The 26,493-nt window shown below is 64.9% G+C and carries 27 protein-coding genes; 19 read left to right on the top strand and 8 right to left on the bottom strand.

The genetic code is table 11. The features are described from left to right. The first annotated feature begins 20 nt into the window (after positions 1 to 20). From AB0M15_RS10305 to AB0M15_RS10290, 4 genes are all read left to right on the top strand, one after another. The gene (locus AB0M15_RS10305; RefSeq protein WP_363816028.1) at positions 21 to 800 is read left to right on the top strand and encodes an MBL fold metallo-hydrolase; all 780 of its coding nucleotides are present in this window, start codon (positions 21 to 23) and stop codon (positions 798 to 800) included. Between the two features lie 110 nt (positions 801 to 910). Continuing rightward, on the top strand, positions 911 to 2,614 hold the full coding sequence (locus AB0M15_RS10300) for a N,N-dimethylformamidase beta subunit family domain-containing protein (protein ID WP_363816026.1): 1,704 nt from the start codon (positions 911 to 913) through the stop codon (positions 2,612 to 2,614). A gap of 37 nt (positions 2,615 to 2,651) precedes the next feature. After that, positions 2,652 to 3,347, top strand: coding sequence for a phosphatase PAP2 family protein (locus tag AB0M15_RS10295; protein WP_363816024.1), 696 nt, complete (start codon positions 2,652 to 2,654; stop codon positions 3,345 to 3,347). Further along, a complete protein-coding gene (locus AB0M15_RS10290) occupies positions 3,284 to 3,997 on the top strand; it encodes a phosphatase PAP2 family protein (RefSeq protein ID WP_363816022.1) in 714 nt (237 codons plus the stop codon). Before AB0M15_RS10295 ends, AB0M15_RS10290 begins: the two co-directional genes overlap by 64 nt. Here AB0M15_RS10290 and AB0M15_RS10285 read toward each other — a convergent pair whose 3' ends face one another. From AB0M15_RS10285 to AB0M15_RS10265, 5 genes are all read right to left on the bottom strand, one after another. Beyond that, entirely contained in the window at positions 3,998 to 5,383 is a 1,386-nt protein-coding gene (locus tag AB0M15_RS10285; protein ID WP_363816020.1) for a sugar ABC transporter substrate-binding protein, read from the bottom strand. A gap of 7 nt (positions 5,384 to 5,390) precedes the next feature. Then, positions 5,391 to 6,335, bottom strand: coding sequence for a carbohydrate ABC transporter permease (locus tag AB0M15_RS10280; RefSeq protein ID WP_363816019.1), 945 nt, complete (start codon positions 6,333 to 6,335; stop codon positions 5,391 to 5,393). 9 nt (positions 6,336 to 6,344) lie between these two features. Beyond that, complete coding sequence (locus AB0M15_RS10275) at positions 6,345 to 7,265, bottom strand: sugar ABC transporter permease (RefSeq protein ID WP_363816017.1); 921 nt, start codon at positions 7,263 to 7,265, stop codon at positions 6,345 to 6,347. A gap of 84 nt (positions 7,266 to 7,349) precedes the next feature. Then, the gene (gene helR / locus AB0M15_RS10270) at positions 7,350 to 9,539 is read right to left on the bottom strand and encodes an RNA polymerase recycling motor ATPase HelR (RefSeq protein WP_363816015.1); all 2,190 of its coding nucleotides are present in this window, start codon (positions 9,537 to 9,539) and stop codon (positions 7,350 to 7,352) included. Position 9,540: 1 nt separating this feature from the next. After that, positions 9,541 to 10,737 carry a glycosyltransferase gene (locus AB0M15_RS10265; protein WP_363816013.1) on the bottom strand — a complete coding sequence of 399 codons (1,197 nt, stop codon included), beginning with the start codon at positions 10,735 to 10,737 and terminating at the stop codon, positions 9,541 to 9,543. A 642-nt stretch (positions 10,738 to 11,379) separates the two neighbouring features. On the opposite strand from AB0M15_RS10265, the gene AB0M15_RS10260 reads away from it, so the two are divergent. Continuing rightward, positions 11,380 to 11,640 carry a hypothetical protein gene (locus AB0M15_RS10260; RefSeq protein ID WP_363816012.1) on the top strand — a complete coding sequence of 87 codons (261 nt, stop codon included), beginning with the start codon at positions 11,380 to 11,382 and terminating at the stop codon, positions 11,638 to 11,640. A 32-nt stretch (positions 11,641 to 11,672) separates the two neighbouring features. Here AB0M15_RS10260 and AB0M15_RS10255 read toward each other — a convergent pair whose 3' ends face one another. After that, positions 11,673 to 12,311, bottom strand: a complete 639-nt coding sequence (locus AB0M15_RS10255; RefSeq protein WP_363816010.1) for a GPR1/FUN34/YaaH family transporter — start codon at positions 12,309 to 12,311, stop codon at positions 11,673 to 11,675. A gap of 195 nt (positions 12,312 to 12,506) precedes the next feature. On the opposite strand from AB0M15_RS10255, the gene AB0M15_RS10250 reads away from it, so the two are divergent. Beyond that, entirely contained in the window at positions 12,507 to 13,385 is an 879-nt protein-coding gene (locus tag AB0M15_RS10250; protein ID WP_363816008.1) for a class I SAM-dependent methyltransferase, read from the top strand. Positions 13,386 to 13,436: 51 nt separating this feature from the next. Here AB0M15_RS10250 and AB0M15_RS10245 read toward each other — a convergent pair whose 3' ends face one another. Further along, a complete protein-coding gene (locus tag AB0M15_RS10245) occupies positions 13,437 to 14,096 on the bottom strand; it encodes a response regulator transcription factor (RefSeq protein ID WP_363816006.1) in 660 nt (219 codons plus the stop codon). Positions 14,097 to 14,251: 155 nt separating this feature from the next. Between AB0M15_RS10245 and AB0M15_RS10240 the strand changes: the two genes are divergently transcribed. Genes AB0M15_RS10240 through AB0M15_RS10230 form a run of 3 tightly spaced genes read left to right on the top strand, consistent with a single transcriptional unit; the run spans position 14,252 to position 17,131 of the window. Then, the gene (locus AB0M15_RS10240; protein WP_363816004.1) at positions 14,252 to 14,794 is read left to right on the top strand and encodes a hypothetical protein; all 543 of its coding nucleotides are present in this window, start codon (positions 14,252 to 14,254) and stop codon (positions 14,792 to 14,794) included. 29 nt (positions 14,795 to 14,823) lie between these two features. Continuing rightward, positions 14,824 to 15,981 (top strand): hypothetical protein, encoded by a 1,158-nt coding sequence (locus tag AB0M15_RS10235; RefSeq protein WP_363816002.1) that lies wholly within the window; start codon positions 14,824 to 14,826, stop codon positions 15,979 to 15,981. Between the two features lie 16 nt (positions 15,982 to 15,997). After that, positions 15,998 to 17,131, top strand: coding sequence for a histidine kinase (locus AB0M15_RS10230; RefSeq protein ID WP_363816000.1), 1,134 nt, complete (start codon positions 15,998 to 16,000; stop codon positions 17,129 to 17,131). An 80-nt stretch (positions 17,132 to 17,211) separates the two neighbouring features. Here AB0M15_RS10230 and AB0M15_RS10225 read toward each other — a convergent pair whose 3' ends face one another. Then, positions 17,212 to 17,430, bottom strand: a complete 219-nt coding sequence (locus AB0M15_RS10225; RefSeq protein WP_363815998.1) for a hypothetical protein — start codon at positions 17,428 to 17,430, stop codon at positions 17,212 to 17,214. Between the two features lie 702 nt (positions 17,431 to 18,132). Between AB0M15_RS10225 and AB0M15_RS10220 the strand changes: the two genes are divergently transcribed. The 10 genes from AB0M15_RS10220 (at position 18,133) to AB0M15_RS10175 (ending at position 26,434) form a co-directional block, all read left to right on the top strand. After that, positions 18,133 to 19,401 (top strand): ATP-binding protein, encoded by a 1,269-nt coding sequence (locus AB0M15_RS10220; RefSeq protein ID WP_363815996.1) that lies wholly within the window; start codon positions 18,133 to 18,135, stop codon positions 19,399 to 19,401. A 22-nt stretch (positions 19,402 to 19,423) separates the two neighbouring features. After that, entirely contained in the window at positions 19,424 to 20,017 is a 594-nt protein-coding gene (locus AB0M15_RS10215; RefSeq protein WP_363815994.1) for an RloB family protein, read from the top strand. 350 nt (positions 20,018 to 20,367) lie between these two features. Then, the gene (locus AB0M15_RS10210) at positions 20,368 to 20,715 is read left to right on the top strand and encodes a hypothetical protein (protein WP_363815992.1); all 348 of its coding nucleotides are present in this window, start codon (positions 20,368 to 20,370) and stop codon (positions 20,713 to 20,715) included. 131 nt (positions 20,716 to 20,846) lie between these two features. Then, on the top strand, positions 20,847 to 21,638 hold the full coding sequence (locus AB0M15_RS10205; protein WP_363816590.1) for a GntR family transcriptional regulator: 792 nt from the start codon (positions 20,847 to 20,849) through the stop codon (positions 21,636 to 21,638). After that, entirely contained in the window at positions 21,635 to 22,117 is a 483-nt protein-coding gene (locus AB0M15_RS10200; protein ID WP_363815990.1) for an HIT family protein, read from the top strand. The genes AB0M15_RS10205 and AB0M15_RS10200 overlap by 4 nt, the downstream gene beginning before the upstream one ends. 200 nt (positions 22,118 to 22,317) lie before the next feature. Further along, entirely contained in the window at positions 22,318 to 22,566 is a 249-nt protein-coding gene (locus tag AB0M15_RS10195) for a DUF6284 family protein (protein ID WP_363815988.1), read from the top strand. After that, entirely contained in the window at positions 22,563 to 23,180 is a 618-nt protein-coding gene (locus AB0M15_RS10190; RefSeq protein WP_363815986.1) for a Pycsar system effector family protein, read from the top strand. The genes AB0M15_RS10195 and AB0M15_RS10190 overlap by 4 nt, the downstream gene beginning before the upstream one ends. Beyond that, positions 23,177 to 23,416 carry a hypothetical protein gene (locus AB0M15_RS10185; protein WP_363815984.1) on the top strand — a complete coding sequence of 80 codons (240 nt, stop codon included), beginning with the start codon at positions 23,177 to 23,179 and terminating at the stop codon, positions 23,414 to 23,416. Before AB0M15_RS10190 ends, AB0M15_RS10185 begins: the two co-directional genes overlap by 4 nt. Then, the gene (locus AB0M15_RS10180; RefSeq protein ID WP_363815982.1) at positions 23,413 to 24,231 is read left to right on the top strand and encodes an ABC transporter permease; all 819 of its coding nucleotides are present in this window, start codon (positions 23,413 to 23,415) and stop codon (positions 24,229 to 24,231) included. Before AB0M15_RS10185 ends, AB0M15_RS10180 begins: the two co-directional genes overlap by 4 nt. Before the next feature lies 1 nt (position 24,232). Continuing rightward, positions 24,233 to 26,434, top strand: a complete 2,202-nt coding sequence (locus AB0M15_RS10175; protein WP_363815980.1) for a cell division protein FtsK — start codon at positions 24,233 to 24,235, stop codon at positions 26,432 to 26,434. The last annotated feature ends 59 nt before the right edge of the window (positions 26,435 to 26,493 follow it).

Raw genomic sequence — 26,493 nt, 5'->3', positions numbered from 1 at the left:
GTTCTTCGGGAAGGGCTTTCATGCAGATCGGTGAGATTCGGGTCGACGCAATCAGCGATGGGACGTTCGTCGTGCATCCGACCTACTTCGGGGACGGGGTGGCGCGGCCGGAGTTCTTTGCGCGGGATGGGTTTGCGTGGTTGCCGATCGGATGCTTTCTGATTCGGGCGGGGGAGCGGACGATCCTGGTGGATGCGGGGTTGGGGCCCGATCAGGATGAGTTGCCGGAGGGGATGCGGTTGGTCGGCGGGCAGCTGTTTGTCGGGCTGGGGGCGTTGGGGGTGGCGGCCGGCGACATCACCGATGTGGTGATCACGCACTTTCATACCGATCACGTGGGGTGGCTTTTCGACCTGGCGGCTGAGCCGGTCTTTCCGAATGCGGTGATCTGGTACGGGGCGGCGGACTGGGACTACTTCGTCAACGGGCCGGGTGATATTCGGGCGCATATTCGGGATGGGTTACTGGCGCATGCCGATCGGCAGCATCCGCTGACGCACGACACCGCGATCGCCGGCGGCGTCAGCGTCGTACTGACTCCTGGGCACACGCCGGGTCACCTGTGCCTGGAGATTGCCTCAGGCAACGAATCTCTGCTGCTGCTGGGGGACGCGATCACCTGTCCGATCCAGTTGTCCGAGCCGGGTTGGCATTCCTACGGTGACGTTGACGCCGCTGCTGCTCAACGCAGTCGGGACGGGCTCTGGGAGCGGCTGCGGAGTACGCCGGGGGTGGGCGCGCATTTCCCGGGGCTCGCCGCCGGCAGAGTGGGTTCCGGGATCAATTGGGTCACGGACTGACCTCTCGCGGCTCCGGAACGGCCCAACGTGCTTAACCTCGAAAGAAGGGGAGTGGGGTCCAGGGGGGAACCATGGTCCGGAGGGTGTTGTTTCCTGCTGTCATCTTGTCGGTGACGAGTTCGCTACTGACCGCAGTTGCCGCGGTGAGCGCCAACGTCACCATCACCGCGTCCGCGACGACCCTGACCTACCGGGGAACGGTCACGCGTGCAGGCGTGCTGCGGGACATCGTGATGGCGGTGCCTCCCGGATCGACAGGCAGGATCACCTCCGTGAACGGCACCGTGACGACGGCGTCACCCGGAGTACTTCGCTGGCGTCCGGTCAAGCCGATCACTGTCGGCGTCGGCGCGCGGCTCGCCATCCCGCTGTACGGCGTGCACTTGCCGAGGGGCGGCTCGTGGAGCCTTGTTTTCAAGGCGACCGGGACAACCGGGGCGGTACTGTCCACAGGTACCGGCATATTGGGGCTGCAGGCAAGCATTCCGCCGGCAGCGGTACGGATCATCGCCTCAAATCCTGTACCAGGCCAGACGACGACGCTCACCTACACGGGCACGGTGGGGCGAGCCGGCGTACTGGGCTCGGTGCGGATGCAGTTGCCGGCCGGGGCATCGGGCGCTGTCACGAGCATCAACGGAACGCTGGCCACCTCGGGCGGCTATGCGACCTGGAAGCCACGGACGTCCCTCTCCGTCCAAGCAGGTGCCCGCTTGTCGATCCCGGTCAACGGGCTCGTACTGTCGAAGTACGGCGGAATTCTCACCCTGGCGATGTCCGCATCGACCTCGACCGGCACGACCTTGATGAGCGGAACCACGACCCTCGCCCTGATCGCTCCGCCCGCCGCGATGCCCGCCATCCCGCCCGGATCGATGCCCGGCGCACGGGCAGGATGTCCGGCGAGCTGGCCAACCACCGCCACCGAGAATGCGAAGACCGGGACCGCGGACTGGGTGATCCCGCCCGCGATGAACGGTGCGCTGGCCGCCTACCTCACCCAGACGTCCGCCACCTGCGGAGACATCGTCGGCCTGAAGATGACTTCGGGTGATCCGGTGAGCATCGTCGCGTACCGGATGGGCTACTACCAAGGCCTGGGAGCGAGGGAGATCTGGCGGCAGGACGGCGTGCCGACTGTCGTCCAGCCGGATCCGGTCACGGGCGGTACGGACAACGGCCACGGGGTCAATGTGGCCAACCTGGGGGCCAATACGGCGTACCGGCGAATCACCTACACCGATGACAGCAGGCGGGCCTGGGACATCGATCTCTATACAGCTGGCTATACATCCAGCACCTGGAGGTACCTCGGTGATGGCTATGCGTCACAGCCGCTGCTCGGTGCGGAGTACATCTGCGCGGTCGTCGGCAACACCCTGACGACCGGGGACGGTTGGCTCTTCGATGGAGTCGAGCAGGGCACGGAACTACCCGGATTCATCGCGGGCGAGGTCGACTACGTCCAGCCGGGCCTCTACCAACAGCCGGGGCAGACGACCATCGCGTCCGCCACCGGCGCCTGCCGAACGAGCGGCCAGCCGGCGCCGATGCACGTGACGACCTACACGGCACCGTCCGGGGCGCGGGTCCTCAACGGCTCGACCTTTGCGTACGGCTGCTTCCTGGTCGCCCGCTGCCCGTCCAACTGGTCGGTCCCCACCCCATCGCCGCAATCCCAACAGGCCGTCGGCGCGATGGTGGCCAACATCGCCGAATGGGTGAGTCGCGGCGAACTCGTCGTACCGATCGACACCTCGCTGATGCGCGCCGCAGTCCCGAAGCAGGCACTCGCAACGGCCAGCCAGCCGTAGAGCGTTTCGAGCGCGGGGGCGCGGGCACTGGGGCTTGATGACGACGGCTGGTGTGGTGGTGCGGACGCGTGGGTGGCGGCTGCTGCGTGGGGTCGTCGCGATGGGTGCGTTCGCGCTGCCGGTGCTGGTGCTCGGGTTCGCGGTGCGGCAGCAGTTCGATCCGTTGATCGATGTGGACAACTCGGCGATCGCCCGCGCGACCAGCTTCTCCGTGCGGCATGGACTGGTGACGGCCCTGGAGGTCGTGCAGGCGATCAGCCAGCCGGTCTGCGTCTATGCCGTCTCGCTCGGCGTCGTGATCTGGGCGTGGCGGGCGAAGAAGTTGAAGGGCCGGGCGCTGTGGGCGGGTGTCACGATGATGGTCGGCTGGGCGATCGGTGCGGGGTCGAAGCTCGTCGTCCAGCGGGAGCGGCCGATCGTCGACGATTCGGTGCCGCATGTCCAGGGGTACTCGTTTCCTTCAGGTCACGCACTCAACATCACCTTGGCGGCCAGCGTCATGGTGTTCCTGTTGTGGCCGTTGCTGTCGGTTGCCGGCCGGCGGATCGGGATCGCGGTGGCCGCCCTGGTGGTGGTTGCCGTCGGGCTCGACCGAATCTTCATCGGCGCACATTTCCCGTCCGACGTGGTCGCGGGATTCATCCTCGGCGTAGGGATCGTGTACTCATCATGGATCGGTTTCATCGGCAAGACGGCAGCGACCTCCTCACCCGGGCCGTCGCACCCTGCGTAGCGCTGGGCGGCGTGATCGTCGGCTTCGGGTTCGCTTTGAAGGGACCGCTCGACGGGCTGTCCCACTCCGAGGAGGCAGTCAACAAGGATCTCGCTGCGGACCGGAGCAGTACCTGGAACACGATCACCCTGATCTGGTCGCACATCGGCAACACCGAGTCCGTGATCGGCGTCTGCATCATCGTCGCCGCCATCCTGCTCTGGCGCACCCGCAACTGGCGGCTGGCCGCAGTACCGGTGCTGGCGATCGCGATGCAGGGCCTGATCTTCCTGATCGCCTCCCAGACCGTGGGCCGGCAACGTCCCGAGGTCGAAAAACTCGACCCCTCACCCCCGACGGGCAGCTACCCCAGCGGCCATACCGGCGCCTCCACCGGCCTGTACCTGTCGTTCGCACTCCTGGCCCTGGCCATCCACCGCTCGTGGCTCCGCACCCTGACGATCATCGTCTGCCTGTGCATGCCTCTGCTGGTCGCTTACGCCCGCCTCTACCGGGGCATGCACCACCCGACCGACATCGCCGCTGCCTTCCTCAACGGCATCACCTGCGCGCTGATCGCGTACGCCTGGTACAACCACCGAACGCGGCAGCTCAACGACAGCCAACAGCCCCACCCCGTCGGCAGGCGACGGGGCAGAGCCGCCGCCTGACTACGAAGCGACCTCGAAGAGTTTGTCGAGCTGGTTGTTGAGTTTGGTGAGCGACGAGACCGGTGAGCTGCCGATGTAGACGGCGTCCAGTCGTGGTGCCATCAGCGCCGTGATGTCGGCGGCGTTGGTGGTCACCGGGAAGAGGAACGTCGTCTTGTCCTTCACCTGCTGAGTGAACGGCGTGACGTCGAGCTTGCGTTCGGTCTTGTTGTAGTTGATCGCGAGATCCGTGCCGGCCGGCCGAGCCGGGAACACCACGCCGGACTGACCGATGATGTTCTGGCACTCCTCGCCGGACAGGAACTTCACCCATTTGGCCGCGTTCTCGGGTTGCTTCGACAAGGTGGTGACCGAGTCGGCCAGGCCGTTGAACATCGACGCCCGCTTGCCGCTCGGGCCGATCGGCGTCGGCGCCAACCCGATGTCGAGTTTCTTGCCCTTGGCGTCGGTCAGCTTCGTGAAGGTGGAGATCATCCACGACCCGCTGAGCCCCATCGCGGCGGTACCGGACTGGATCTGCTTGTCGGTGCCGAGGGAGTTGGTACCACCGATCTCGGCGTAGCTGGGCATGTAGCCCTTGTTCACCAACCCGAAGTACCAGCTCAGTGTGTCCTGCAGCGACGGCTGGTCGAGGTTGAATTTCGTGCCCCACGGGTTCTTGTCCGTCGCCTGCCACCCGGCGCTGCCGGCGAACGCGGACCACTGGGTCTGCCCCCAACCGCCACCGCCCGAGCCCTCCGCGGACAGCCCGTGCATCTTGACGTGCTCCTTGTCGAAGCCCGGCTCGTCACCGCGCTTGCCGTTTACGTCAATGGTCAGATGGGCGACCAGCTTCTCGAACGTACCGCCGTCAGTCGGGTTCCAGCTGAGATTCTGCAGCTCGGACGGGTCCACACCAGCGGCTTTCAAAACATTGGCGTCGTAGAAGATGGCGATCGTGTCCCAGTCCTTCGGGGCGCCATAACGCTTACCGTCCTGGCCTTTCCACAGCTGCGCCAGGCCTTCCTGGTAGTCGCCGTCCTGGATGTCAGCAGTCGGCGCAAGGTCGTCGAGCGGCCGAAGTACCTTCAAATCAACGAACTGCGCGAACTTGGACAGATGATCGGTGAAGACGTCCGGCGCGGTGTCGGCGATGAACCCCGCGGTCAGCTTCGACCAGTAGGTGTCCCATCCGTACTGCGAGATGTGGATCTTCAAGTCCGGATTCTGCTCATGAAAAGCATCGGCGCATTTCTGGTACCCCGGCTGCTGCGCCGAATCCCACAGCCAGTACTCGATGGTGCCGTTCGTACTGGAGCCCCCACCGCCGCTGCACGCCGTCAGCGTGCTCGCAGCCACGATGACGCCGACGGCCGCTGCCCGGATCCGTTGCCTGATAGTCGTCATGGCGTCCTCACTTGATCCCGCTGAAGCCGATGGAGTTGACGATGCGCTTGGCGAAGACCATGAACAGCAAGAGCATCGGAAGAGCCGCGACCAGCGTGGCCGCCATCAGCCCGGACCAGTCCGGCCCGGTCTGCGGGGTCTGCGACTTGAAGACGCCGAGTGCCACGGTCAGTACCCGGGACTTGTCGGTGTAGCTGACCAGCAGCGCCCAGAAGTACTCGTTCCAGGACGCGATGTAGGTCAGGATCGCCAGCGTCGTGATCGGCGCGACCGACATCGGCAGGATCAGCGTGAAGAACACCCTGGTCTTGGAGGCGCCGTCGATCAGCGCCGCCTCCTCCACCTCGCGGGAGATGCCGAGGAAGAACTGGCGCAGGAAGAACACCGCGAACGGCGTCATGAACATGGTCGGCAACGCGATCCCGAGCAGCGTGTCCACCAGGCCAAGCTGCTTGATCAGCACGAAGTTGGGCAGCAGCGTGAAGATCGACGGGATCATCAGGCCGGCCAGGAAGAACGCGAACACCCGCTCGCGGTGCTTCCACTGCAACCGGGCGAAGGCGTACGCCGCCATCGCGGAGAAGAACACCTGACCGGCCGTGATCAGGGTGGAGACGACTACCGAGTTGAACAGGTATCGCCAGAAGTGGATCTCCTGACCGGCGCCGCCCGCGTCGATCGCCGCCTGCCCGGTCTGCAGGCCGAAGACGCGCTCGAATCCACCGGCGGACGGTTGGACGGGGAGCAGGCTGTCGCCCCCGGCGTACAGGGCGTTGTTGCTGGACAGAGCGGTCCGGAGCATCCAGTAGAAGGGGAAGAGGCTGACCAGGATCACCAGGATCATGAAGGCCCAGGCCAGGCCGCGGCCGATACCGAATCGGCGTTGTGGTTCGGGCGGTACGTCGTCGGCCGGTGTCGCGATGGCCGGCGTGCTGTCGAGAATGATGCTCATGCTCGCTCCTCAGGCCAGGTCGGACGAGTCGGCCCGGGTCAACCGGTACTGGACGAAGGTGATCACCATCAGCACGAGCAGCAGCGCGACCGACATCGCCGACGCGTAGCCGAACTGGAACCGGCCGAACGCGACGTCGTAGATGTAGAACTGCAGCACCCGCGACGAGTCGACGGGTCCACCGCGGGTGGTGACCGCGACGGTGTCGAAGACCTGGAACGAGCCGATCACGGTGATGATCAGGACCAGCGACAGGATCGGCCGCAGCAACGGCACGGTGAGGTGCCGGAACATCCGGATCTCGCTCGCGCCGTCGATCTTGCCGGCCTCGTAGACCGTGTTCGGGATGGTCTGCAGCCCGGCGAAGATCAGCAGCGCGGTGTAGCCGAGGTGCCGCCAGACGTTGATCAGCGCGATCGTCGGGATCACCCAGGTGTCCGAGGACAGGAACGCGATCTGGTCGATCCCGATCGCGCCGAGCAGCTTGTTCCCGATTCCGAGCTGGTAGTCGAGGATCCAGAGGAAGACCATCGCGGCGACCACGTTCGAGACCAGGTACGGCGTCAGTACGATCCCGCGCAGCCAGGTCTTCTGGGTCAGCCGCTGCATCATCACGGCGATCACGAGGGCCAGTACCGTCTGGATGCCGATGTTGAGGACTACGTAGTACAGCGTCACCTTCAACGCGTTCCAGAACACCGGGTCCTGGACCATCCGGATGTAGTTGTCCAGGCCGTTGAACTGCGGCGGCGTGAGCAGGTTGAACTTGGTGAAGCTCAGATAGATCCCGCGCAGGGTCGGCCAGACCAGGAAGACTCCGAAGCCGATGGTCGCGGGGAGGATGAAGAGCAGGGCGAGGCGCGTGTCGTCACGCGCCCTGCCCCGGGTACGACGAGCGGGTGCCGCCGTGGGCGGCGTCGTACTGGCCATGTTGTCTCCTTGCCGGTACTGCGGCACGCGCCGGCGAGACTGACCACCTGGACATGCCTGGACGGAATTACTTCCAGGCTGAAACTAATCCATTTCATCGAGTGTGACAAGGGGCACACTGAGGATTACGAGTTGTTGCGTCGCCCGGGTCATCGCGACGTACCGATCGACGGCCCCCTCGATGCCCTCGCCGAACGACTCCGGGTCGATCAGTACGACGAGATCGAACTCGAGCCCCTTGGACAACTCGGGTGTGAGCGACCGTACCCGCGGAGTAGCCGGCCGGTACGCCGGATCGCCGATCACACCCGCGATCCCCTCGTCATGTTCGGCGAGCCAGCCGTCCACGATCTGGTGCAGCTCGGCCGCCTCCCCGTATCTGACCGGAACTCCGCTGCTGCGGATCGAGGTCGGCACGTTGGCATCCGGCAGCGCTTTGCGGATGACTGGTTCGGCCTCCGTCATCACCTCTGCCGGCGTCCGATAGTTGATGCTCAGGGATGCGAGGTTGACCCGATCCAGCCCGACTCGCTCGAGCCGCTCTTCCCACGACTCCGTGAATCCATGTCTTGCCTGCGCGCGATCGCCGACGATGGTGAAGCTCCGGGACGGACAGCGGAGCAGCAACATCTGCCATTCCGCGTCGGTCAGTTCCTGCGCCTCGTCGACGACGATGTGCGCGAACGGGCCTTTGAGAAAGTCCGGGTCCGCCGTGGGCAGGCCGCCCGTGTCGACGAGCGCCTCCTGGATGTCGGCGCCGCGCAGCATCGGGATCCAGCCCTCGTTGTCGTCGTCGGCCTCGATGATGTGGTCGATGACATCCTTCATCCGCTCGCGTTCGACCGCGGCGGCGGCCTTCTGGCGACGCTTTCTCCTGGAGGCCTCGGGGTCGCCGAGTCGCTGCCGGGCTGCGTCCAGGAGTGGTAGATCTGCCGAGGTCCACGCCTGGGGGGCCTTGCGCTGGAGTACTTTGACCTCCTCCGGGCTGAGCCAAGGGGCGCACATGCGGAGGTAGGCGGGGACGGACCAGAGGTCGCCGACGAGGTCGGTCGGCTCGATCAGCGGCCAGGCTTTGTCGAACTCGTCTCTGAGATCCTCGTTCTGCTCGAGGGATCGGCGGATCAGCTCGTTCGAGAGGTCTTCGTCCTCGTACTCCTCGACGTGCTTGTCCAGCAGGATCGTGAGCAGCTCCTCCCACACCTGGTCGCGCGCCTCGTTGTGCGGCGTACCGGGGTCGGCCGATCCGAACGCCTCGGCCCAGTCTGCGGGTGTGAGCGCGATGTCGGTCCAGTGCGTCTCGACCGTCATCCGCTTGGTGGGTGCCTCTTCGTACAGCCGGACGGCCGGTTCGATCGCCTTCACCATGTCGGCGGTCACCTTGAGTTGCGCGATTTTCGGGTCTTGCTCGTCCGGGGCATTGTTTCCCTCGGGGAGTAGGTCTCGCAGGGTGCAGGTCTGCACGCCTTCCTCGCCGAGGCTGGGGAGTACGTCCGAGACATAGGCCAGGTAGGGCTGGTGGGGGCCGACGAACAGTACGCCGCCGTGACTGTGGTCCAGGCGCGGATCGGAGTACAGGAGGTACGCCGTGCGGTGCAGCGCGACGACGGTCTTGCCGGTACCGGGGCCGCCGTCGACGACCAGCGCGCCGCGGGAGCCGGCGCGGATGATCGCGTCCTGGTCGGACTGGATGGTGCCGAGGACGTCCCGCATCCGGGCCGAGCGGTTGCTGCCGAGGCTGGCGATGAACGCGGACTGGTCGTCGAGTGCTGCGGCGTGGCCCTCGAAACCTTCGGCGGTGAAGACCTCGTCCCAGTAGTCGGTGATGCGGCCGCGGGTCCAGCGATAGCGGCGGCGGTTCGACAGGCCCATCGGGTTGGCGTGCGTCGCGCCGAAGAACGGTTCGGCTGCGGGGGATCGCCAGTCGATGAGGAGGCGGCGGCCGTCGCGGTCGGTGAGGCCCAGGCGTCCGACGTACACGACCTCGTCGTCGGTGGTGACCATGTGGCCGAGGGTCAGGTCGAGGCCGAATCTTTTGAGTGTGCGGAGCCGTGCGGTCAGCCGGTGGACCTCGAGGTCGCGGTCGAGTGCCTCCTGGCCCTCGCCGCCGGGGGCCTTGCGGGTCTCGTCGAGTCGTTCGGTGAGTTCGGCGATCGTCTGCTGCAGGCTGTCGGCGATCGCGGCGAAGTGGTCTTCGTCCTTGGCGATCAGGGCCGGGTTTGCTTTGGCGCTGAGGTTGTCGGGGAGGTCGAAAGCACTTGTTTTCAACGGGTTCACGTCAGCGGCTCCCATCTCGCAGCAGCAGCTCTGCGGCGACTGCTGTTCCGTCGGTGCGGATCTTGGCTGCTATCGCTTGTGCTTCTGCTTTTCGTTGTAGTGCTGCCTTGAGGGCGGTCGACAGGGACTCGGTGGTGAAGGTCGGACCGTCGTGCGCGACACCGATGCCGAGTTCGGCGACGCGTCCGGCCCAGTACGGCTGGTCTGCGAGCTGGGGGACGACGACTTGCGGCGTACCGGCCCTGGTAGCGGTCATCGTCGTACCGGCGCCGCCGTGATGCACGATGGCGGCTGTTTGTGGAAAGAGCGCTTGTTGGTTGATCTCGTCGACGACGAAGCAGTCGTCCTGGTCGTCGATCAGCTCGAGCTCGGCCCAGCCGCGCTTGAGGATCAGTCGGCTGCCTTGCGCGCGTACTGCCTCGATTGCTGTGGTGGCGGCGTTTGTCGAGGAGTGCATGGGCATGCTGCCGAAGCCGACGAACACCGGCGGCTCGCCCTTGTCGAGAAACTCTTTGAGGTCGTCAGGCAGCGGGCGCTCGTCCGGCAGAATCCAGGCGCCTGTTTGGATGATTGATTGGGGGCCTTGCCACGGATCCAGCGTCGGGTCGGTCGCCAGCCATGGCTGATCGCCGACTACGTATGCGCGAACGTCATCGACCCGCGGCAGCCCGTATTTCGTCCGGCTGCTGTTGAGCGCCTCGCCGAACAGCGCATTGTTGCTCTCGGCATCCAGCTTCCAGAGCATCTGATTGTCGGTGACACCGGCCGGCAGAGGCCGCCCCGGCAGTTCCATCGGCCGACGCGTCGGCGATGGCAGAGTGAGCTGCTGGAAGGTCACCGAGACAGCGCGGATCCCCAGCAGCTCAGCCACCGACAGTGCACCCGCCGCGGCCGGAAGCATGCCTGTGGCAACTACCACGTCACACCCACGCGCTGCTTTCGTGAGCACCTCGAACTCAGCAGCAATGATCTCTGCCGCACGCTCCGGAATGGACGACGCCGCCGGCCTCGACTTGGTCAGCCCCTGCGCCGACCGCCAGATCGGCACGATGGGCAGGCCGAATCCGGCCAGCAACTCCTCGAAGTCCGGCGGCGCGCAAACCCGCACCTCCGCACCCCGCGCCTGCAACTCCAGCGCCAGCCCCACCATCGGTTCGACGTCCCCGCGAGACCCGTACGTCGACAACAAAACCCGCATCCACAACTCCCCAGCTCGGCTACAGGCAGCGAGTGTGGACCATCACCGGGGCCTTGCGGCAAGTCCCCCTGTGCGTTATAACTTAGACACGGCAGGGAGATCCTTTCTCCTTGCCTTTTGCTTTGCTCCTAACTCTGCGTGCGCCGCCACTCCTCTTGGAGCACGCCCATCAGCACTCCAGCGTCCCGAGGTCGTTCTCCCTCTGTGACCGGACGTAACTCCACTCCCACCGAGAACCCACTCGCGTACTCCTGCACATCCTCAAGCTGTCCTCTCCGTCCATTCCGGCGTTCTGCCCGGAGCCCGAGCCGGTCCGGCCTCGCTATCAGCATCAAGTCAGGGCTACGTTGAGTGATCAAACTGAAAAACGGGGGAACGATCGTGAACCGAGCTATCGCTTCAGCGCTGACGGCTGTGCTCATCTTGGGGGGATGCGGCGCCAAGGAAGCGCCCGTGGCTGCCCCACAGCCGGCCACGACGAGTCCGGCGGCGTCGCCAAAACCAACACCCACACCGAAACCGACGCCACCAAAGCCGACTCCGCTAACGATCGCTCAGGCGGCAGAGGTCTATCTGACAGCCGTCGCCCCGAGGAACAGGGCCTCCGAGAAGTTGGGCGACGATGTGGATTCCAGTGCCTCGATGAAGACCTTGCGTGCGGATGCCGCACTAGCTCGAACGGCCGACCGTCACTTCCTGGACACCCTCGACAAGACCCTCTGGCCGGCCTCGGTTGTGAAAAACACAGCCAGCCTCTCGACCTGCACAGCTTCACTCATTGCATGGTTCGACACGATGAGTCGCCTCACGGACCGGGCGGACATAACGGCGGCTCCCAACTGCGGTGGCGCCGACGCTCAGCTGATCCGCGCCCGTCTCGGATTGTCCAGCGACACACACTGACCGGCGCGAAACGTCGACGGAAGTCCGATAGCTCAGCTGCGGACGAGCGGGTTTCCTAGCGGCAGGGCCTTCCCGCCAGTTGCTTGGGAAGCCGAGTTGAAGAACAGGTAGACGCCCACCGCCGCGAAGACGAACACCACAACCCCGCCGACCTTCAACGTGCCGGCAGACTGCTGGAGCGTGCCGATCAGAACCAGCACCAAGGCTATTTCGATCAGCGCGAAGAGCACGGTGTAGACGGCCGGCAGCCGCAGGGTCGCCAGCGTCAGCATGCCGATCACCACGAGCCACGAGATGACGAACAAACCCTGCGTGTGAAGGGCGTCGCCAGCGGCGATGGCGAACCAGTTATGCGTCAAGCCCAGCACGAGCGTCGCGTAACTCAACCAGAACCCGGCGAAGATCCCGAACACCCCCGCCACCGCACTCTGCCCAACAGCCGCCGCCCAAACGGCCGCGATCGTCAGCCCGAGTGCCGTCGCCGCGACGATGATCGGCAGGGACGCCCCGACCCCCGCCGCGGAGACATACCCGACCAGGACAAGCCCGAGCGCAACCGACCCCACGATGAAGCTCGGCAGGCCGATCAGAGCCGGATCCCCGGTCACCGCTGGAACCTCAACCTCAGTAGCGTGCTGAGCGCTTTGAATCTCGGCGTCGATGGTCGTCATGGCCGCTCCTTCAGGGGTGAAGTCCCGATATTGAGAGCGTAGGTAGCCGTCCGATCACCGTAGGTCTCGTTTTGAGACACCGCTTGCGACCGCCGGCCTGGCCGGTCAGCTCCGGGACCGGCGCGGGGGACCTCGGACGCGGTACCGTCCTGGTCTCCGCGCTAATTCAGCGCGATCAGAGGCGGGGATTGATCAATGACCGATGCATCTGCCGACGTCGTCTGCATCCTGTGCGGAACCGGCGGCCCTTTCCGGCCGCGTGGCGCGAAGGACGGCTACGGCATCGAGGAGTGCCCGGGCTGTGGACTGGTGCAATTGGTGCCCACGCCCACGCCGGAGACGCTGCGTGCCCTGTACGAGGAAGAGTCGTACTTCGGCGGCGAGGGTTCCGGCTACTCGCAGTACGAGGACCAGGAAGCCGAGTACCTGGCCACTTTCCGTGAGGACGTCCGCCGGATCGCCGAATTTCTCCCAACCGGCCGCATCCTCGAGGTCGGCTGCGGCTACGGCTATTTCCTGAAGGCCGCCCTGGACGCCGGCTACGACGCATACGGCGTGGACCTGTCCCCCTCAGCAGTCAAGTTCGCCGACGAGCGCTACCCCGGTCGCGTGTACTGCGGCCTCGTCGAAGAGATCCCCGAGATCCAGGCCGAGAAGTACGACGTAATTTTCGCCTCCCACCTCATCGAACACGTCACAGACCCGGCAGCCTTCCTCCGCACCGCAAGCGGCTTGCTCAACCCCGGCGGCCTGGTCGTAATGGTCACCCCCAACATCGGCAGCCTCCTGTCCCGCATCTCCGGCTCCCGCTGGGTCTCCTTCAAAATCCCCGAACACGTCAGCTACTACGACCACAAAACAATCACCGAACTACTCCATCGAACCAACTTCCAGGTCACCGCGATCGACAGCGCCTACCAGTACTACGCCCTCCCGTTCGTCACGTCCCGGGTCCGTGAACTCCTCCACCCGGCGTCTCGCCTGATCCCGCCTTTCGAACGAACCCGCCTGCTCCGCGACCGCCGCATCCGCGTTACCAGCGGCTCCATGCGAGTAATAGCAACCCTCAAGTAGCCGACCCCGCCGTCGCTCAGCAGACGTCACCAAGGTCCAGCGTGGCGCGGGTCAGGATCGATTCGCGAAGCCGGTTTCGTAGGCGGCGACGACGGCCTGCACACGGTCGCGGACGCCAAGTTTGGTGAGGACCCGGGCGACGTGTGTCTTCACCGTCGTCTCGGCCACCACCAGTTCCGCCGCGATCTCCGCGTTGGACAGACCGCGGGCGAGCAACCGGAGTACGTCGAGTTCGCGGTCGGTCAGTGCGGCCAGTTCGGGTGGCAGTCCCTGCGGCTGTACCGGCTCGGCAAAGCGCTCGACCAGTCGGCGGGTGATCGCCGGCTCGATCAGCGAGTCGCCGGTGGCCGCTGCCCGGACGGCCGCGATCAGCCGGCTCGAGGGGGAGTCCTTGAGCAGGAAACCGGCCGCGCCGGCTCGCAGCGCGCGGTAGACGTACTCGTTCTGGTCGAAGGTGGTGAGCACGATGATCGTCGGCGGGTTCGGATGCCGGCGGATCTGTTCGGTGGCCGACAGCCCGTCGAGCTCGGGCATCCGGATGTCCATCAGGATCACGTCCGGCTCGACCAGTTGGGCCTGCCGGATCGCTTCCGTGCCGGTGTCGGCCTCGGCGACGACCTCGATGTCGCCCTCGGCCTCCAGGATCACCCGGAAACCGGTACGCACCAGGGTCTGGTCGTCGGCCACCAGCACGCGGATCTTGTCGGGCACACGCTGATTGTGCCCTCATCCCTGCGGCGACCGCGTCATCCCTGCGGAGGACGCGCGGGCCGGACAATCGTGCTTGCGCCAGACGTGGGCGGCACGGTCACGAACCTACTGTCGCTGCATCGGGTCAGGGGGACCCGCAGCGAAAGGACAGTCCGATGAACGACATCTTCCGGGGCATCCGCCCACTCGACTACGTGCTGGCCGGCCTGATGACCGCGGCAGGAGTCCTCCTGATGGTCGGCAACGTCGCCGCCTCCGACGAGGATCTGCCACACGCACTCTCGACCACGTCGTGGGCCGTGGTGCCCACCTTCCTGGTCATCACCCTGCCGATCCTGTGGCGCCGGCGCAACATCCTCGCGGTCGTCGGGATCACCACTGTCGCGACCGTGGCCCACGTGCTCGCCTTCGGCTGGATCACCCGGTGCGGCGTGCTCCTCCCGCTGGGGTTCGCGCTGGCATACGCCGTCGGCCGGTTCGGCGGGGCCTGGCGCAACCGTCTGTTCGGGCTCGCCGCGATCGTGGTCCTGGAGCTGGTCATGCTCGCCAGGGACGCGTCGATCGACACCGTGGCGTCCGCCCTGCCGGTGGCCCTGCCGGGTATCGCGCTCTTCTACGGCGCCGGTGTTCTCGTGCAGAATCGAGTCAGCAAGCACGCCACGGGCACCGTGCCGGTCGACCAGCGCCTGGCCGCCTGAGCGGCACTTGCTGCGGGTAGGAGCCGGCGATGGGTGAGATCTTCCGCGGTGTGAAGCCCCGCGACTGGGTCCTGGCGGGAGGTCTCACCGCGCTCGGCGTCGTACTGATGTGGTTCAACACGCAGACGACCGGCGCCATGGTCGACGAAGCCATCGCGGAGGGGTCGATGGTTCACACCATGAGTTCGCGCTCGCTCTGGATGATCCCGGTGTTCGCGGCCGCCACGCTTCCGGTGCTCTGGTGGCGGCGGAGTCTCATCGCCGTCACCAGCATCTCGGTGGCGGCGATGGCGCTGCATGTCGTGCTGTTCGGCTGGGTGACCCGCTGCGGCGCCGGGCTCCCACTGGCCTTCGTACTGGCGTTCCTCGGAGCACTTGCCACCGAGCGGGCGACGGCCTGGATCGTCTGCGGGCTGAGCGTCGTGATGACCGTGCTCGTCCTGGTGGTCGACGCGACCATCGGGCCGGGTGCCGCACTGCTGGCCCTGCCGATCGTCGTGATCGTCTTCGCCGTCGGACTGGCCGCCCGCCACCGGACCGCGCTGAACCAGGAATTGGCGATCCGCGAGGAGGAACTGCGGCAGTTGCGTGACGAGCGGGCGGCGATCGAGGTGGCCGACGACCGAGCCCGGCTGTCCCAGCAGCTCGACGGCATGCTGCAGGAACGGCTCGCGGGGTTGACCACAGTGGCCGAGTCGGCCGGCGGGCTCCCACCGACGCAGGCCAAAGCCGTACTGGAGTCGATCGAATCCGGCAGTCGCCAGACTCTGGACGACATGCGGGATATCGTCGGCCTGCTCCGCGGTGATGACGTGGCACTGGCGCCGGCTCCGACGGTCGCCCACCTCGACACCCTGCTCGCGCGGCTGCGGACCGTCCACTCGCGGCTGGTCGTGACGGGCGATCCCCGGGCGTTGCCGGCGACGGTGGAGCTGTCGGCGTACCGGATCGTCGAGCACCTGATCACCGCACTGGCCGATCAGGCCGACGCCCCGATCGAGGTCACTGTGCGGGTCGACGCCGATGCGCTCGAGATCCGCGTGAACGGGCAGGTCGGCCACAGCTCCGAACTGAAGGCCGCCGTCGCCCGCGCCAAGGAGCGGGCCAAGCTGCTCGGTGGCTCCGTCGAGGTGAAGGTCGTCAAGGGCCGAGTCGGCGCCGTCGCCCAGCTGCCGGTCGTCGGCTGAGCCGAGGAGGCGGGTCGTGCGCGGGCTCGAGCGGGTGGGGATCGCGCTCCTGGCCGTCGTGCTGGTCGTGGGCTCGACGGCGTACCACGGCTGGCCCACCACGTTCCTGGGCAACGTCTTCACCGCGCTGCTGCTGGCGAGTGGGCTGACGCTGGTGTGTTGGCGGACCCATCCCCGAGCGGTTGCTCTCGGGGGCGGCGGGTTCCTGCTGCTGGCGACGCTGCTCAACGGCTATGGGTGGTTTCCCGACATCTGCTTCGCGATCATGGCGGTCCTGGCGCTGGTGGCCGCGCTGGGCTGGTCGGGGGCTGCCGCCTGGGGCGCTGCGGCCGGGTTTGCGGCGTACCTGCTGATCCTCGAGCTGATCCTCCGCTCCACCAGCGACATACCGTTGATCATGTTCACCGTCCCCAGCTTTCTCGCCGGCACGGTACTGCGGCTCCGGCGTGAGGCGGCCGACCAGCTCGCCCGTCGGAGCGAGGAACTGGAAGAGGAGCGGGAGCTGTTCACTGAGCTCGCCGTCCGTCACGAGCGGAGCCGGATCGCCGCCGAACTGCACGACATCGTCGGCCACGCCATCAGTGTCATGGTCATCCAGGCGGCCGCCGGACAACGACTGGTCGACCAGGATCCGGTCCAGGCCGACCAGGTCTTCGCCGGCATCGCGGAGTCGGCGCGCCAGGGCCACGACGACCTGCAGCGACTCGTCGAACTCCTCGGCGGATCAGAGGTCAGCGGCCCGGATCTCTCCCTGATCGACGAGGTCGTGACCCGGGCCGCCCGCGGCGGACTGGACGTGTCATGCCGCTTCGAAGGCGACCGCGACGGCCTCGCCGCTCCGACCGCGCACATCGCGTTCCGGGTCGTCCAGGAGAGCTTGACCAACGCACTCCGGTACGCACCGGGAGCCGCCGTCCGTGTCCTGGTCAACGGGTCGGACCGAAGCCTCACCGTCACCGTCGAGAACGGCCAGGCGACTCACGACCATCCACGCCTGTCCGGCACCGGCCACGGACTGATCGGCCTCCGCGAACGCGTACAGGCACTAGGCGGCCAACTGACCGCCGGCCCAGTCCCCGGCGGCGGCTGGCAAGTCAAGGCCACCCTGCCCGACGGCCGCATCCGCTCAACCACAACCCGCCGCACCTGACCATTCCGTACAGATGCGATTGGACGCAACATCCTTGATGTTTGATGGGAAACAGTCGCCCCTGCCGCGCCGCCGCACAGCTACTTGGTTGCGCTCGTCAGCCCGTGCGCGCAGGTGCTCCAGCAGTTCAGGCGAACCCAATCTTTGTGGTCGCTGCGGGCCTGTTCTCTCACCGCGTCAAGAAGGTCTGGGCCGTAGTCCTTGCCGTGTTCTACGAAGAAGAAGCGGCTGATGTAGGTCTGCGGTTCGGCTAGTTCCTCGGGGGTCCAGAAGTCGGCTTCTGGGACGATGATTGCCATCCTGGCGACGACACGGCCGTCGACTTCCCAGCCGACGAACGACAGTCATCGCCATGCGGGGGCACGCTGCGGGCAAGGCAGCGGGCGGGGCGACGGAGGAGCACCGTGGGAGCTGGGGTGGGGAGCGGCGAGGTACGAGCGGCGTGGGCGGCGTCATTCCTCTGACGCAGAAAGAGCCGGACACTAGGTGCGTCCGGCTCTTCTGAAGAGTGGCGGAGGATACGAGATTCGAACTCGTGAGGGGTTGCCCCCAACACGCTTTCCAATCCCTCGATTGAGAGTTCGTCTCCGTTCGACGAGGGCCGATTAGACGTGACCGGGGAGTCTTAGAACGTCTCTGAACGCCCTCGAACGTGCGCGAATGAGACTAACTTTGAGACTGCCGGCACTAGTTCCACATCGATCGTCTAGCAGCGTAGGCGAATACATGTTCGATCCCTGCGATGGCCACTGATCCTGGGGTGAGATAGTTCGCCCTAGCGCCACCACGGCCGCCCCGCAACCTGCCTACCACGCTCCCGGGATGATCGAAGCCAAATCGAGACCCGAGAGCTAGCCTACTGGCCGGTACAGCGTCTACTCTCGGACCTACCAGGGCCAATCTGCGATTCACTTGTTCACAAGGCCCTGCTGGCGACCGAGGGAGGCCGCATGTTACTTAGCTTCAGGGTGGAGAACCATCGCTCATTGCGGGATGAGCAGATGCTCGACCTGCGTCCCGCGTACAACAAGGACGAACGATCTGCGCTGTCTGTGGCGGCATTGTATGGAGCAAACGCAGCAGGAAAGACTACGGTCTTAGCTGCCCTGCGGTTCATGCATGATGCCGTTTTGGAACAAAATAACAACTGGCGGCCGGGTAAGAAGATTCCCAGGTACCCATTCATGCTAGACGAGGTTTCGCCTGAAAGACCTTCGTCGTTCCAGGTGGAACTTCTGTTGGATGGCGTGCGATATGCCTATGGATTCACAATTGATGACGAGAAGGTGCTGGAAGAATGGTGCATCTCTTACCCGAAGAAGCAGCCGCGGCGGCTATTTGAGCGCGACGGTGACGGCATCAATTTCGGCGTGACAACTAATAACTCGAAGAGTGAGTTACTTGCTGAGATAACGCCAGCCAACATGCTTTTTATCTCAACGGCTGCAAGGTCTAAAGATAATGCCTTCACGCCGGTATATCGATGGTTCTCTGAGAAGCTCTGGTTCCTGAACCCTGAGGATGATAGTAGGTATGCGCACGACCTAACTAGTCGCCTGCTGCGTCGTTCGGGAGACTCGGAAGACGTTCTCAGCCTCCTCAGGTTCGCGGACCTTGGAATTGCTGCCGTTGAGACGACCGCGCCCGTTCATGATTTTAAGATCGGAGGGAAGACGCCTGCCAAAGTGAGAATGGTGAGTCCGGATGGAAGGCAGATTGACTTCACCTTTGATGGCGAAGAAGAGGACCTTCGGCATTTTCTCGAATACGGCAACATAGAGCAGCGACTTCGGTTCACCCATGCTGGTGTAGTAAACAGTGATTTTGGGTTCGAGGATGAATCGCATGGAACTCGGACCTGGTTCAAGCTTGTCGGAATCACTCTGGAAGCGTTGCGGGGTGGCTTTACGCTTGTGGTGGATGAGATTGATACAAGTTTGCATCCACTGCTGGTTGCGCGTCTGATCCGCCTATTTCAGGATCCTTCGATCAATGTAAACAGTTCTCAACTTGTGCTTAGCACGCATGACACTTCACTCATGGGCCGGCATGGTGGAGAAGAGCTTTTGCGCAGAGATGAGGTTTGGTTCGTTGAGAAGGATCACCAGACGGGCGCGTCCAGCCTCTTCTCTCTCACGGACTTCCGGCCACGCGACGGGTTGAACTGGGAAAGGCGCTATCTAGGGGGAGCCGTTGGGGCGGTTCCTTTTGTGGATGACGAACGCCTGGTGGCGGCTGCTCGCAGCTACGCGATGACGGCTGACGAGTAAGGGCTGGGTTGAGGGGGATCGGTTGACTTTCAAAAAGGGCAGTAGCGGATCGCGGCGCCCCACCAATCGCAGATCGTTTACCCGGAGGGTGCTTGTCGTCTGCGCAGCTCGGAAGACCGAGAAGGACTATCTTGAGGCGCTCGCTCTTGATGTCAGGAATTCCGCTGTGAAAGTCAAATTCAAAAGTGATGATGGTTCGCCGCTGGATGTCGTCAAGCTGGCGGCAAAGTTACGTCATCTCGACAAAGAAGATTTCGATGAAGTGTGGACCGTCTGTGATGTTGACTCATTTAACGTTCCTAAAGCGCTAATAGCAGGTCGCCAAAAAGGTGTGAAGGTGGCCGTGTCTTCGCCGTGTTTCGAGCTGTATCTGCTTCTCCATTTTGAAGATGTCAAGAGGCATATTGAGGATGCGGAGCACGCCAAGGCGGCTTTGCGTAAGTATGTGGTGAATTACGACAAGACAAAACTCGACTTCGATGACTTTCGAGATCTCGTCTCGGTTGCCCACGGAAGAGCAAAAAAATTGCCCGAATGCGATGAGCTGTCCGTGAAAAATCCGTCCAGTGGTGTTTGGCGGCTGGTCGAACTGATCTATCCGGCAGTTTCGGAGTAGCGACGCCCGGCGCTCGTGCGGGAAGTGTCTTCGGTGTGGAACCATCATCCATCCTTTGATGACATCGGTGCCGTAGGCCTAGAACCACCGTGCATGGTCCCGACGGAACCGCTAACTCCGCTGGCGAACAAGGCGCTATCTCCTGCTGCGACACCGGGAAGCCAGGCGGCGTCAAAGTGCACACGGAGCCACTGTCGGTCGGCCGCTCTAGTGAGCCGGACGCTGCGCGGGTGTGGGGGATAGAACCTCCCTGAACGCTCGCGAACGATGGCGGCTGAGACTGCGCAAGGCACCGAAGATGACCAGCTCCTGATCGGCCCGGCATCGCGAAACGCCGTATAGTCGTACACATGTTCGACTTCCGTGAACGCTTCCGAGTTCAGTCACCGAAGGGCCCTTACGTCGGCTACGGCGTTATTGACGCTGAGAGCGGCCGGTGGTTGACCGAGGTAGACCTTCCGGCCGTTCAGGCGCTTACGGTGGCCGCGACCCTCATGGCTGCCGCCGCGACGCGGGACGTGCGGTACGCGGATCTCGTCCGCGCCGTCGTTCCGCCTCGTGCGGTTCGAATCGGGTCGCAGGAAGGCGCTATCGCGGCATGGGCGGCTGGACCTGATGGCTGGCTGGGATTCGTCTTGGTAGACGGTGAGATGCAGGCCCGATGGGAGTCGGCGGACAAGCTGACGCCGGGCGAGTGAGTGAGTCGCCTCCCCCTTGTCCCATGTCGATCACGGACTGTTGCGCCTGGTCTTGAGCTGGCTTCGGCTGCTAAGCGGGTATACGCTGATTGGGCCTGTAGTGCTAGGACCCTAAGGAGTTTGTGCGCATCATGAGTCGCGTTTCTCTGGATCCTTCGGCTGATCGCTCTCTAACTGACCAGCTGGCTGACATGCTGCGTAGCGAGATCAATTCGGGCGAGCGTGAGCAAGGAAGCCAATTGCCTAGTGAGCGGGAGTTTGAGCAGGATTACGGAATCAGCCGGACGGTTGTCCGGGATGCCTTAGACGAACTGGTGCTTGAGGGCATCGTCGTCAAGAGGAAAGGGTATGGGTCTTTTGTGCGCGAACAGCCTCCAGTTCGCCGAATTTCCTCCAACTCCCGACACGATGTTCACCGCAATTCAGGCAAACCGGTGTTCGATGCGGAAGCGGATATGCAAGGCAGGGTGCCGTCTCGCCGCATTCTCGGCGTCGAGCGCGGCCCGGTCCCGGCCGACGTGGCATCGTGGCTCGGTTGCTCCTCTGGGGACCAGGCCGTCATAAGGCGACGCCTCCAACTGCTCGACGATCGGCCGGCCGTTCTGTCGACCAGCTACTACCCGCTTTGGTTGGCCGCAGACACTGATCTTGAGTCGCCGGATGCCCTGAAAGTTGGCCCAGACGCAACGATTGAGAACCTGGGGCACCAATTCTCATGGGGCACCGAAGTCTTCCGGGCTCGGATGCCTACGCCTCATGAGCGCCGACTGCTGAAGTTGGATCCGGGTGTCCCCGTTGTTCGCATGTTCCACATTGACTATGACCCGGACAGTCGCCCGCTTCAGGTGGCTGACGATTTGTACGCGGCGGATCAGCACGAGTTCGCCTTTCTCTGGTCTGAACCGGAAGGTGGCAGTAAATGACCGCGCTCGAATGGCCCGCGAACTGGCAAGACAGAATCTCGGGTGCCAGTTGTGAGTTCTGTGAAGGTGGAGGTCAGGAGAGAAACGAGTACGGAGCTCGAATCTTCCTTGGGAAATATGTAGACGGATATTTGCAAAGTGCCGATATCCAGCAGGGATACACACTTGCTATTTGGAAAGCTCGACATGTGGTCGAGCCCACCGAACTGAGCGATGAAGAGGCGGCGGGCTATTGGGCGGAAACGCTCGTCATTGCTCGCGCGCTAATAGAGTTCTATAAGCCAATGAAGATGAATTACGAGACGCTAGGAAACACCGCTCCACATCTTCACACACACCTGCTGCCTCGATTCGAGATCGATCCGCGCCCCGGCCAGCCGTTCCCGCTGCTCGCGCAAACTGACAACGAGATTCAGATGCCAGAGGATCGGTTCATCTCCGAAGTGACCGGCCTCCGGAGTCTTCTGCAAGCCGACTAGATCTGCGCTCCTCCAAGCCCCCTCCGCCCGCTGCCAAGCGCGTTCGGAGGGGGCTTTTGCGTGCCTAGGACTACCAGCGCTTGACAGCCTAGGGATTGGTAGTCCTAGGATGACCAGTGTCGAGAACAAGTGACGCCCCGGCGGTTGCAGCCGCCGAGGCGTCCGGGTCGCACTAGTCCATTCGCAGAGGAGCACAACCCGTGAACATCATCTCCCTTCCGGCCGTCGAGCACGACGAGCCGACCCCGGCCGACCTGGCTGACATCGAGCGTGAGTGGCCGCTGCTGGCGGCCGAGCTGGACTTGCTGGACGCCGAGATCTCGTACAACAACGCGGGGTCGGCCGTGTCGGAGCTGGACCGTCGCCGGATCCGCCGCGCCGAGTACCGAGTACTCACGATCGCCCGCGAGCTGGCTCACCGTGCGCCGGAGTCGGAGGACGTGGCATGACTGGCATCGATCACACACAGGAAGCCGTCCTGAACCTGAAGGACGCTGACGACGCGCTGAGCGCCGCGAGCGAGCTGTACCGCCTCCGCCGCGCCCAGGTCCATGCGACTCTTGCCCTCGCGCCCGTCAGTGACGGCGAGCTGGCGAAGGCTCAGAAGGTCCACGACTCGGTTGCCGGTTCGATCGGCAAGGCCGATGCGAAGGCTGGTTTCGTGGCCACGCTGAACACTGCGGTTCTGGCCGGTGTTGTGGCGCTGGTTCACCTGGACCGGCTTGGTACGGCGGGGCGGGTTCTGGTGCCGCTGGGTGTGGCTCTGATGGTCGCTGCGCTGCTGTGCGCGGTTGCTGTTGTGTTGCCGATCCTGCGGGCTCGCCACACCAAGCACGGCAGCGGCAACGTCCTGTACTTCGGGACCGTCCGGCACTACACCACCGAGGAGCTGGCCGACCGGCTTGCCGGTGAGGACACGGCTCGCGAGATGTGCGCTCAGGCGGTTGTCCTGAGCCGGTTGAGCTGGATCAAGCACCGGCTCTTGCAGGTGGCCATGCTGGCCACGATCGCCGGGGCCAGCATCACCGGCCTGACCCTTCTGCTGACCGGTGGCGCGCGATGAGCCGCCAGCGGCCGACAACGTTCTGCGCCGTGTTGTCCGAGCGGTTGGGCGTCGATGAAGACCGCCTCAGTGATGAGCTGGAAGCCCGGCTCGGAGAGCTGCTGGCCATCGTGTCCGGCGATGTACCGGGTGCTAGTTCGGCCGCTATTGCGGCGGCTCACGCGGACCTGTGGGTCTTCGCCGGATTCGTTGATGATGTCCGCCGCGTTCTCGCAGGCAAGGAGATTCACGCATGAGCACTCCGCTTCGCACGACGTACCCGGTACCGGTGGAAGACCTGATCCCGGCCGCTCGCAAGCTCGCTGCCAAGACCGGTGGTATCCCATCGCAGAACCGGTTGATGAAGCACTTCCGGATCGGCAAGGACAAGGCCAAGGCAATCCGCCTCGCGCTGATCGAGGACGACACCAAGGCCACCGGCGCGCATCTGCACACTGTGCCGAACCCGGTTGAAACCGCACCTGAAACCGAGGCTGTGCCGACAGGCGATGAGATGCCCCGCGCGGAGCCGGGGAAGGCATCTCCGCAGGTCACAGCGTCTTCAGAACCGGTGATCGTTGCTGACTCGTCTCAGTCTGAGGAGGTTCCCGCGGGCGTCTCTGACGGACCTGCTTTCGTGCGCACCTGGCCCGTGCTTCTGCTGGCGCTGCCCGCGTTCGTCGCGGTCTGGTCGGGCTGGGTCGGACTCGGCACCCTGACCGGCTTCGGAGCCGTCCACCCGCTGCCCGGCATCGCGGACGGGTTCACGATCAACTCCGCTATCACGCTCCCGATCGGGGTCGAGACGTACGCCGCATTCGCGCTGCGGGTGTGGCTGTCGGGTCAGGTCCCGGCGTCGGCTCGCCGGTTCGCGAAGTGGTCGGCGCTGTCCGCGCTCGTGCTGGGTGCGCTCGGTCAGGTCGCCTATCACCTGCTGGAGGCGGCCGGGGTCACTCGTGCGCCGTGGCAGATCACCACCGTGGTCGCTTGCCTGCCCGTTGCCGTGCTCGGCATGGGTGCCGCGCTGGCCCATCTCATCCACGCCCGTCCCGCCCAGAGCGAGGGGAACTGACATGAGCGAGCTGCCGAACGAGAACGTGCCCGAGCCGATCAACCTGGACGCGCACCGCGCCCGTCGCGACGACACCTCGCAGCCCGAGACCGATTCGGCCGGCGTGGCGGTGCCGCTGTCGGCTGGTGAGGTCGAGCGGATGGACACCGCGTATGAAGTCGCTCTAGACGACACCGACCCCGGAGCGGGCAAGGTCCTTGTTCCGGTGGACACGCCGGGCCTGGCGGTGCCGGTGACGCCGGGCGAGCGGCTGCCGATCATCCCGGTGCACCTGCTCCCGCAGAACCTTCGCGCCACCGTTCGTCGCGCGGTCGCCCGGTCGGGTCACGTGGCCGCGTTCCACGCGGTCCGGTCGCCCTGGTACGGCGCGAAGCTGACGTGGTTCGCCGGTCGCGGCTTCGCTCGCCTGGTCCGCAATCAGCTCGCTTGGTGGTGGGTGCCGAACTCGTTTGCCCTTGAGCAGAAGGCCGCAGACGGCAACGAGCTCAAGGAGTGGGAGAAGATCCACCGCGAACTCAAGCGGACCCGCCTGTGGCGGGGTGGCGTTCTGGCGGCCCAGAACATCGGCCTAGCCGTCAGTGCGCCGATCGCCCTGAACTCGGCTCCTCCGGCCGCTGTCGCCCTTGCTGGGGCTGGTCTGGTCGCTGCGGCGGCGCACTATGGTCGCCCGGCCGGTCAGACGCTGGTCGGTACTGCGGTCGTCGCGCCCCGGTTCCGGAAGCTGAACTCGGACATCGTGCTGCGCGCCTACTACGCAGCCGGACTCGGCAAGCCCGACAAGACCGACCAGGAAGTGCGCTTCGGGTCGCAGATGTCGCGGGATGCCCGCAACACCGGGTCGCAGGTGCTGGTGGATCTCCCGTACGGCAAGGGCTGGTCGGATGTTTCGGGCTCGCGGGAGAAGATCGCTTCCGGTCTGGATGTCCATGTAAATCAGGTGTTTCTGACGCCGGACAAGACCAGCTCGCGACGGCACACGCTGTTTGTGGCCGACCGTGATCCGCTGGCGGTGCCGGTGGGTCGTACGTCGCTGCTGGACTGCAAGCGCCGCTCGATCTGGAAGGCGTTCGTGATTGGCCGCGATGAGCGTGACGCGCCGGTCAAGCTGTCGCTGATGTGGAACTCGCTGCTGGTCGGTGCCCAACCCCGTAAGGGCAAGACGTACTTCGCCCGCCTGCTCGCGCTCTACGCGGCACTTGACCCGAACGTCCGGTTGATCGTTGTGGATGGCAAGAACTCGCCGGACTGGCTGGCGTTCAAGAAGGTTGCCTACCGCATCGTTTTCGGTACCCATCCCAACCCGAACACCGATGACCCGATCGAGACGTTCCGGGCGATCCTGGACGAGATCCTCGCCCACATCGACCACGTCAACAGCATCTTGACCACGCTGCCGGTGGAGCTGTGCCCCGAAGGCAAGCTCACCGAGGAACTCCACAACGACCCCCGCTACCCAGACCTGCACGTCTTGGTGTTGGTGATGGAGGAGTTTCAGGTCTACTTCGAGACCGAGGACCAGGCGGTCAACAAGGAGATCGCCGCCAAGCTCTCCCGCATCCAAGCCGTCGGCCCGAGCGCCGGTGTGATCATCGAGTCCAGCTCACAGAAGCCATCCGGTGTCGGCGCGGGCGACGTGGCCCGACTCTTCAACCGGTACAGGGATAACCACACGCTGCGGTTCGCGCTCAAGTGCGGCAACCGGGTCGTGTCCGAGGCCATCTTGGGCGGCGACGCCTACCAAGAAGGCTTCGATGCAGCCACCCTCCCGGTGGGTGACGAGTACCGAGGCGTCGGCTACCTCTACGGCGCATCCGACGCGACACCGACCGTACGGACCGAGCTGGCCGACGCCACCGACGCGGACAAGATCCTCACCGCCGCGAGGGTGCTGCGGGAACGGCTCGGGTTGCTGTCCGGCATGGCCGCAGGCGAGGAGATGCAACGCGCCAGCCGTGACGTCCTGGCCGACATCCTCACCGTGATGGGTGCCGACACCGCCGCGCACTGGGACACGATCGCCGGTCGGCTGGCCGACCAGATGCCCGAGCAGTACGACGGCACGACCCCCGATGCCATCTCGGCTCAGGCGCGCGGGCTGAACGTCTCCAGCGTCAACGTCAAGCGCGACGGCGCGACCCGCAAGGGCGCTAAGGCCGACGACATCCGCGCCGCGATCAACCGCCGAGCTGGCACCACCGGCTAGCCCCCGCGGGGAACAGAGAGTAACCAACTCAACAGGGGTGGCGGGACATCTGGAGTAGC

This window comes from Kribbella sp. NPDC051718 (assembly GCF_040681515.1).
Taxonomy (GTDB): Bacteria; Actinomycetota; Actinomycetes; order Propionibacteriales; family Kribbellaceae; genus Kribbella.
This window is presented reverse-complemented; position numbering and strand designations above follow the sequence as displayed.

Excerpts from the sequence above, each read along its gene's own strand:
- AB0M15_RS10305 (WP_363816028.1), top strand. The coding sequence starts at position 21 with ATGCAGATCGGTGAGATTCGGGTCGACGCAATCAGCGATGGGACGTTC.
- AB0M15_RS10295 (WP_363816024.1), top strand. The coding sequence starts at position 2,652 with ATGACGACGGCTGGTGTGGTGGTGCGGACGCGTGGGTGGCGGCTGCTG.
- AB0M15_RS10290 (WP_363816022.1), top strand. The coding sequence starts at position 3,284 with ATGGATCGGTTTCATCGGCAAGACGGCAGCGACCTCCTCACCCGGGCC.
- AB0M15_RS10285 (WP_363816020.1), bottom strand. The coding sequence starts at position 5,383 with ATGACGACTATCAGGCAACGGATCCGGGCAGCGGCCGTCGGCGTCATC.
- AB0M15_RS10280 (WP_363816019.1), bottom strand. The coding sequence starts at position 6,335 with ATGAGCATCATTCTCGACAGCACGCCGGCCATCGCGACACCGGCCGAC.
- AB0M15_RS10275 (WP_363816017.1), bottom strand. The coding sequence starts at position 7,265 with ATGGCCAGTACGACGCCGCCCACGGCGGCACCCGCTCGTCGTACCCGG.
- AB0M15_RS10265 (WP_363816013.1), bottom strand. The coding sequence starts at position 10,737 with ATGCGGGTTTTGTTGTCGACGTACGGGTCTCGCGGGGACGTCGAACCG.
- AB0M15_RS10260 (WP_363816012.1), top strand. The coding sequence starts at position 11,380 with ATGAAGACCTTGCGTGCGGATGCCGCACTAGCTCGAACGGCCGACCGT.
- AB0M15_RS10255 (WP_363816010.1), bottom strand. The coding sequence starts at position 12,311 with ATGACGACCATCGACGCCGAGATTCAAAGCGCTCAGCACGCTACTGAG.
- AB0M15_RS10250 (WP_363816008.1), top strand. The coding sequence starts at position 12,507 with ATGACCGATGCATCTGCCGACGTCGTCTGCATCCTGTGCGGAACCGGC.
- AB0M15_RS10240 (WP_363816004.1), top strand. The coding sequence starts at position 14,252 with ATGAACGACATCTTCCGGGGCATCCGCCCACTCGACTACGTGCTGGCC.
- AB0M15_RS10235 (WP_363816002.1), top strand. The coding sequence starts at position 14,824 with ATGGGTGAGATCTTCCGCGGTGTGAAGCCCCGCGACTGGGTCCTGGCG.
- AB0M15_RS10225 (WP_363815998.1), bottom strand. The coding sequence starts at position 17,430 with ATGGCAATCATCGTCCCAGAAGCCGACTTCTGGACCCCCGAGGAACTA.
- AB0M15_RS10220 (WP_363815996.1), top strand. The coding sequence starts at position 18,133 with ATGCTCGACCTGCGTCCCGCGTACAACAAGGACGAACGATCTGCGCTG.
- AB0M15_RS10210 (WP_363815992.1), top strand. The coding sequence starts at position 20,368 with ATGTTCGACTTCCGTGAACGCTTCCGAGTTCAGTCACCGAAGGGCCCT.
- AB0M15_RS10205 (WP_363816590.1), top strand. The coding sequence starts at position 20,847 with ATGAGTCGCGTTTCTCTGGATCCTTCGGCTGATCGCTCTCTAACTGAC.
- AB0M15_RS10200 (WP_363815990.1), top strand. The coding sequence starts at position 21,635 with ATGACCGCGCTCGAATGGCCCGCGAACTGGCAAGACAGAATCTCGGGT.
- AB0M15_RS10190 (WP_363815986.1), top strand. The coding sequence starts at position 22,563 with ATGACTGGCATCGATCACACACAGGAAGCCGTCCTGAACCTGAAGGAC.
- AB0M15_RS10185 (WP_363815984.1), top strand. The coding sequence starts at position 23,177 with ATGAGCCGCCAGCGGCCGACAACGTTCTGCGCCGTGTTGTCCGAGCGG.
- AB0M15_RS10180 (WP_363815982.1), top strand. The coding sequence starts at position 23,413 with ATGAGCACTCCGCTTCGCACGACGTACCCGGTACCGGTGGAAGACCTG.
- AB0M15_RS10175 (WP_363815980.1), top strand. The coding sequence starts at position 24,233 with ATGAGCGAGCTGCCGAACGAGAACGTGCCCGAGCCGATCAACCTGGAC.